The organism is Amycolatopsis kentuckyensis, assembly GCF_002155975.1.
Taxonomy (GTDB): Bacteria; Actinomycetota; Actinomycetes; order Mycobacteriales; family Pseudonocardiaceae; genus Amycolatopsis; species Amycolatopsis kentuckyensis.
In genome coordinates, this window is record NZ_MUMI01000084.1 from 1 (window position 1) to 5,819 (window position 5,819).

The 5,819-nt window shown below is 74.4% G+C and carries 8 protein-coding genes; 5 read left to right on the plus strand and 3 right to left on the minus strand.

The window, feature by feature from the left end; translation table 11 throughout:
* Positions 1-155: 155 nt before the first annotated feature.
* Entirely contained in the window at positions 156-599 is a 444-nt protein-coding gene (locus CCN39_RS09085) for a nitroreductase family deazaflavin-dependent oxidoreductase (protein WP_086840289.1), read from the plus strand.
* Positions 596-1,792, plus strand: a complete 1,197-nt coding sequence (locus CCN39_RS09090; RefSeq protein ID WP_086840291.1) for an FAD-dependent oxidoreductase — start codon at positions 596-598, stop codon at positions 1,790-1,792. Before CCN39_RS09085 ends, CCN39_RS09090 begins: the two co-directional genes overlap by 4 nt.
* Here the strand turns inward: CCN39_RS09090 and CCN39_RS09095 are convergent.
* Complete coding sequence (locus CCN39_RS09095) at positions 1,762-2,223, minus strand: SRPBCC family protein (protein WP_086840293.1); 462 nt, start codon at positions 2,221-2,223, stop codon at positions 1,762-1,764. The genes CCN39_RS09090 and CCN39_RS09095 overlap by 31 nt on opposite strands.
* Positions 2,224-2,311: 88 nt before the next feature.
* On the opposite strand from CCN39_RS09095, the gene CCN39_RS09100 reads away from it, so the two are divergent.
* On the plus strand, positions 2,312-2,746 hold the full coding sequence (locus tag CCN39_RS09100; RefSeq protein ID WP_244210676.1) for a DUF4383 domain-containing protein: 435 nt from the start codon (positions 2,312-2,314) through the stop codon (positions 2,744-2,746).
* Here CCN39_RS09100 and CCN39_RS09105 read toward each other — a convergent pair.
* Complete coding sequence (locus tag CCN39_RS09105) at positions 2,697-3,926, minus strand: glycosyltransferase 87 family protein (protein WP_086840295.1); 1,230 nt, start codon at positions 3,924-3,926, stop codon at positions 2,697-2,699. The genes CCN39_RS09100 and CCN39_RS09105 overlap by 50 nt on opposite strands.
* 118 nt (positions 3,927-4,044) lie before the next feature.
* Here CCN39_RS09105 and CCN39_RS09110 point away from each other — a divergent pair, with 118 nt between their 5' ends.
* Together CCN39_RS09110 and CCN39_RS09115 are read left to right on the plus strand one after the other, a co-directional pair.
* Positions 4,045-4,269, plus strand: a complete 225-nt coding sequence (locus CCN39_RS09110; RefSeq protein ID WP_086840297.1) for a hypothetical protein — start codon at positions 4,045-4,047, stop codon at positions 4,267-4,269.
* 55 nt (positions 4,270-4,324) lie between these two features.
* On the plus strand, positions 4,325-5,524 hold the full coding sequence (locus CCN39_RS09115; protein ID WP_086840299.1) for a cysteine desulfurase-like protein: 1,200 nt from the start codon (positions 4,325-4,327) through the stop codon (positions 5,522-5,524).
* Positions 5,525-5,662: 138 nt separating this feature from the next.
* Here CCN39_RS09115 and CCN39_RS09120 read toward each other — a convergent pair.
* Positions 5,663-5,819, minus strand: a 157-nt coding sequence (locus CCN39_RS09120; RefSeq protein ID WP_143263992.1) for a hypothetical protein, incomplete at its 5' end; no start/stop codon positions are given.

The window sequence follows — 5,819 nt, forward strand, 5'->3', positions numbered from 1 at the left end:
CGCTGGCCCCGCTCGTCGGCGCCATCACCCGGTTGACGGACGAGCGGGGCCAGCGCGGCCCGGACCTCGGCCCGCACCCGCGCGACGGGAGTGTCTTCCACCCGGTCATTCTAAGGTCGCTAGACAATCTAGCTAGTTTTGCTACCGTGGAGCGCGTGGACGTCCGAGCGATGAACGCCGAAATGACCGCGAAGCTGATCGACGCCCCCGCCGAGGCCCCACCGGAAGGCGGGTACACCCTGCGCGTCGTCGAGACGCGCGGCCGCCGCACCGGCGAACCGCGGCGCGTGCCCCTGGCCGTGGTCGCGCACGACGGTGGGCAGTACCTCGTCTCGCCGGTCCGCGACCGCGACTGGGTGGAGAACCTCCTGGCCGCACCGGAGTGCACGCTGCTTTCCGGCGGCCTCCGCGAAGACCGGCGGGCCGGCGAAGTCGGCGGCGAGGAAGCGGCCGCGGTCGTCGCCGGCTACCTGGCCGCGATGTCGGTGCCGTGGGCGGTCCGGGCGTTCCCGGTCCCCCAGGACGCGACGCCGGCGCAGATCCTGGCGCACCTGCCGGGCATGGCGGTGTTCCGCCTGTCCACAGTGGACACGGCATGAGCGTCGCGATCGCCGGTGGCGGTCCCGGCGGGCTGCTGCTCGGCTACCTCCTGGCCCGAGCCGGGATCGAGGTCACCGTGCTCGAAGCGCGAGCGGACTTCGACCGCGACTTCCGCGGCGACTCGCTGCACCCCTACACCCTCGAACTGCTCGACCGCCTGGGCCTGGCCGGCGACCTGCTGGAGCTCGACCACTTCAAGGCGCGCTCGTTCCGCTTCCACACCCCGGACGGCGTGTACCGCGCCGCCGACTACGACCGCCTCCGGACGCCGTTCGGCTACGTCGCCCTGATGCCCCAGGTGCGGTTCCTCGACTTCCTCGCCGAGCGGGCGACCGCCCTCCCGTCGTTCACGCTGCGGACCGGCGCCAAGGTCACCGGACTGCTCGAGGACGACGGTGTGGTGACCGGCGTCCGCCACCGCGGCGGCGAGCTCGCCGCGTCCGTCGTCGTCGGCGCCGACGGCCGGTTCTCCACCGTGCGGCGCCTGGCCGGGCTCGAGGCCCGGTCGCTCGGCGCGACCACCGACCTGCTCTGGTTCCGGCTGCCCCGCTCCCCCGGCGATCCGCCCGACGCGGACCTCGACCTCTACTTCGGGCGCGACGCCTACGTCGGCGTCCTCGGCGGCGTCCGCGACTGGCAGGTCGGCTACAGCCTCGAAAAGGGCGCGTACCCGGCGTTGCGCGAACGCGGCGTGGAGCCGATCCGGGCGTTCGTGCGCGAACGCGTGCCGTGGCTGGCCGACCGGGCCCACCTGCTCACCGACTTCTCGCAGACGACGCTGCTGTCGGTCGACATCTCCCGCGTGGACCGCTGGTACCGGCCGGGCCTGCTGCTGCTCGGCGACGCCGCGCACGTCATCTCGCCGGTCGGCGGCAACGGCATCCTGATGGCGGTCCAGGACGCCGTCGCCACGGCGAACCGGCTGGTCCCCGCCGTCCGCCGCGGCGGTGTCACGCTCGCCGACCTCGCCGGCGTCCAGGCCGACCGGATCCGCGTGATCGAGCGGGTGCAGGCCGACCAGGTGCGGGTCGAGCGGCGGGCGGCCGCCGCCCGGGCCCGCGGCCGCGGCACCGCACCGCCGAAACTGCTCAAGTACCTGTTCGCCGTACCGGCGGTGCGCACCCGTGGCGCCCGCGGCAACGCCTACGGGCCGTTCCCGCCTCAGCTCGACGAGTCCCTCTTGTCGTCGTAGGAGGTCCAGCCGCCCTGGCCTTCGGCTGCTTCGACGTCGGCGTCGGCGGACACCGCGTGCGTCATCGCCGCGACCGTGCGCTCCAAGCCCTGCTGGACCTCGTCCCCGTCGGCCTCGCGGACGCTGTGCAACGTCACGGTGATCTCCGACGACGCCGGGCCGTCGTCGCGGATGCGCAGTTCGCCGTGGTAGTCGTCGGGACCCTCCGCGCCCCACGTCAGCGACCGGGTCGCCGGGTCGGTGTGCAGCCACGCCTCCCCGGCCACGCGCTCGCCGTGCACCTCGGCCTCGACGTGGACGCTGTCGCCGCCCTTCGGCTCGGCGACCTTCATCTCCGGGAAGTAGCGGGGCAGGTTCTCCGGGTGGCTCAGGAACGCGAACAGCTCGTCCGCGGGGATGTCGGCGGTCACGCTGTGGCGGTACTCGGTCATCGGGTCACTCCTCGTCAGCGGTCGGGATCGTGGCCGGATACCCCTGATGCGGTGCATTAAAAGGGTTCGGGCGGGGAACCCCGAAGGCATGACGGCCACCGAACCCGAGACCCGGGCGCCCCGGCGGGGCCCCGCCCCCGTGCAGGGCCTGGGCATGCTGATCGGCCTGTTGTTCCTCGTCCTCGCCGCGCTGGAGCTGATGGCCGGGGTCCCGGCCGGGAGCGGGCCGCGCGTGCTGTTCGGGTTCCTCGCCGTGTCCGGGGTGTGGACGCTGGTGCACCTGCTGACCGGCGCCGCCGCGGTGTTCTGCACCCGCTCCTCGCGCTGGGCCGCCCGGTTCCTGGTCGTCGCCGGCGCCTGCTACGCCGTGGTCGGGCTCGCCGGGCTGCTCCCGCTGCCGCGGGCGATCACCGACACGCTGCCCTTCAACACCGCCGCGATCTGCCTCGACCTGGCGCTCGGCACGGCGATGCTCATCCTGGGAGCGGGCTGGCTCCGGCTCGGGCCGGCACGACGTCGCTGACGCGGTCGTCCCGTCGCGGGAACCGCACCAGCACCGCCGTGAGCAGCACCGCGAGTCCGAAAAGGACATAGCCGTTGCCGGTGAGCTGCTGGCCGAAGTTCCAGTGCCGTTCCACCTCCCCGCCGCGCGGCCACCACCATTGCGGCCCGGCGACGAAGAGCACCGCGCCCGTCCCGGCCAGGACCGCGAACCCGCGTCGCCGCGTGCGGCGCGCCAGCTCCGCCCAGCCGAGCAGGACGACCACGGCCCACACCCAGTGGTGGGTCCACGAGATCGGCGAGACCAGCAGCCCGCCGATCGCGTTCAGGCCGAGCGCGATCGTCGTCTCCCCCGCGGCGAGCGCGCGCCGCATCCCCCACACGGTCAGCACGAGCACCACCGCCACCAGCGGCAGCCACCACGCCGTCCGCGCCTCCGGCGGCACCCCGGCCCTGGCCAGCAGCCCGAGCAGCGACTGGTCGCCGGCGTAGGTCGGCTCGCCGACCCGGCCGGTGTCCCACAGCGCGCCCGTCCAGTACCGCACCGAGTCGGCGCCGGCGAGCAGGAAACCCAGTGCCGTCGCGGCCAGGAACGTCACGGCGGCGGTGACCGCGGCCCGGGTGTCGCGGCGGAGCAGGAAGTACAGCAGGAACACCGCGGGGGTCAGCTTGACCGCGGCGGCGAGGCCGATGAGCAGGCCGCGGGGCCACCGCGGGGTGTCCACCAGGACGTCGAGCACGACCAGCGCGAGCAGCAGCAGGTCGAGCTGACCGGCGTACAGCGTGCGCAGCACCGGCTCCAGCACCTCGGCGGCCAGCAGCAGCGTCGCCACCCGCCGCCAGTCGCACCGGGCGCCGAGGGCGCGCAGGACCGTCACCAGGACCGCGGCCAGCACCCCGAGCGTCAGCAGGGTGAGCGCGAGGCAGGCGGCCCAGTACGGCAGCACCGCCAGCGGGGCCAGCACGATCGCCGCGAACGGCGGGTAGGTGAAGAGCAGGTACTGGCCGTCGCCGGTGGGCGGCAGCGTGCCGTACAGCGCTTGGCCGTGCAGCAGCGCCGTCGAGCCGAGGCGGTAGACGTCGAGGTCCACGCGGTAGGCCGGGAACCGCCACCGGCCGCCGTTGTACGAGACGAGCACCGCCGCCAGCACGAGCAGCTGCGCGCCGAGCAGCACGTACTTGCTCGCCGGCCTGGCCGGCACCCCTGTTCCCCCTCTGGTCATCCTCCGCATTCTGTCGGGTCCCGGCCGGCGCACCATCCGGGAACCCCCCGAACCGACCCCGGGAAAACCGGTTGCCGCCCGTGCCACCCTGGGGCGCATGGGGACACCGGAGGGCTTCGCGTACCGCGACGAGCACGGCACCGTGACCATCACGCACCACGGCCGGCCCGCGGGAACGCTGCGCGGGACCGCGGCTGCCCGGTTCCTGGCCGCGGTGGCCCGGGGTGACGACCAGCAGCTGCTGATGGCCCGGGTCACGGGCAACTACAAGCACGGCAACGAACGCCGGGCGCGGGAGCACCCCCGCAACCGCGGGCGCTGACTTTCCGGCCCCGGGGATCTTGAGGCCGGTGGCCGCCGTTCGGCATGCTGGCGGCGTGACCTACGACGTTCAGGCGATCCGAGCGCACTTCCCCGCCCTCGACGGCGGCGCGGCCCACTTCGACGGACCGGGCGGCTCGCAGGTCCCCACCGTCGTCGGGGAGGCGGTGGCCGGCACGCTGTGCGCGGCGATCGCCAACCGCGGCGTCGTCACGGCGGCCGAGCGGCGGGCGAACGCGGTCGTCGCCGAAGTTCGCGACGCCGTCGCCGACTTGCTCGCCGCCGATCCGGCGGGCGTCGTCTTCGGCCGCAGCATGACCCAGCTGACGTACGACTTCTCCCGGACGCTGTCCCAGAAGTGGGGCCCCGGCGACGAGGTCGTGGTGACCCGCCTCGACCACGACGCGAACATCCGCCCGTGGGTCCAGGCCGCGGCGGCGGCCGGCGCCACCGTGCGCTGGGCCGATTTCGACCCGGGAACGGGCGAGCTCGCCCCGATCGGCGGACTGCTCTCGGAGCGGACGCGGCTGGTCGCGGTGACCGCGGCGTCGAACCTCCTGGGTACCCGCCCGGACATCCCGGCGATCGCGGCGGAGGTGCACGACGCGGGCGCAATGCTGTACGTCGACGGCGTCCACCTGACCCCGCACGCGGCGGTCGACATCACGGCGCTCGGAGCCGATTTCTACGCGTGCTCGCCGTACAAGTTCCTCGGGCCGCACCTCGGCGTGGTCGCGGCGGCGCCGGCACTGCTCGAGACGCTGCACCCGGACAAGCTGCTGCCGTCGGCCAACGCGGTACCGGAGCGGTTCGAGCTGGGCACGCTGCCGTACGAGCTGCTGGCGGGCACGACCGCGGCGATCGGCTTCCTCGCCGGGCTCGTGCCGGGGACGGGGTCGCGCCGGTCGCGGTTGCTGGCGTCGATGGCGGGGCTGGAGGCGCACGAGAACGCGCTGCTGGCCCGGCTCGACGCGGGTCTTGCTTCGTTGCCGGGGGTCACGCGGTACGGCGCGCCGGAGCGGCACCGGACGCCGACGGTGCTGTTTTCGGTGGCCGGGGTGGCGTCGCAGGCGGTGTACGAGCACCTCGGGGCCCACGGGGTGAACGCGCCGGCGGGGAGTTTCTACGCGCTGGAGTGTTCGCGGCACCTGGGCCTGGGTGACACCGGGGCGGTCCGGGCGGGCATCGCGCCGTACACGACGGAGGACGACGTGGACCGGCTGCTGGCCGGGGTCGCGTCACTCCCGCGCGGCTGAGGCGGATCGCGGCGGCCATTCCGTGACGGGAGGGCCGACACGCGTGACGGAGCAGCCGACACGCGTGATCAGAGGGTCGACACGCCGGGCGAGCCCGGTGGTGAGCCGGGGTTGTCCCCCGGCTCACCACCCTCGACGTCACGGCACCGGCGCGAAGCCCACCGGGCGGGCGGTGAACGTGCCGCGGCCCTGGGTGCGGCTGCGCAACCGGGTCGCGTAGCCGAACAGCTCCGCCACCGGCACCGTCGCCGTCACCACCGCCGTCCCCTGCCGGACCGCCGAACCGGCCACCCGG

What these genes read in the sequence shown, in the direction of transcription:
- CCN39_RS09095 (WP_086840293.1), bottom strand. Translation starts at nt 2,223, where the DNA reads ATGACCGAGTACCGCCACAGCGTGACCGCCGACATCCCCGCGGACGAG.
- CCN39_RS09090 (WP_086840291.1), top strand. Translation starts at nt 596, where the DNA reads ATGAGCGTCGCGATCGCCGGTGGCGGTCCCGGCGGGCTGCTGCTCGGC.
- CCN39_RS09100 (WP_244210676.1), top strand. Translation starts at nt 2,312, where the DNA reads ATGACGGCCACCGAACCCGAGACCCGGGCGCCCCGGCGGGGCCCCGCC.
- CCN39_RS09110 (WP_086840297.1), top strand. Translation starts at nt 4,045, where the DNA reads ATGGGGACACCGGAGGGCTTCGCGTACCGCGACGAGCACGGCACCGTG.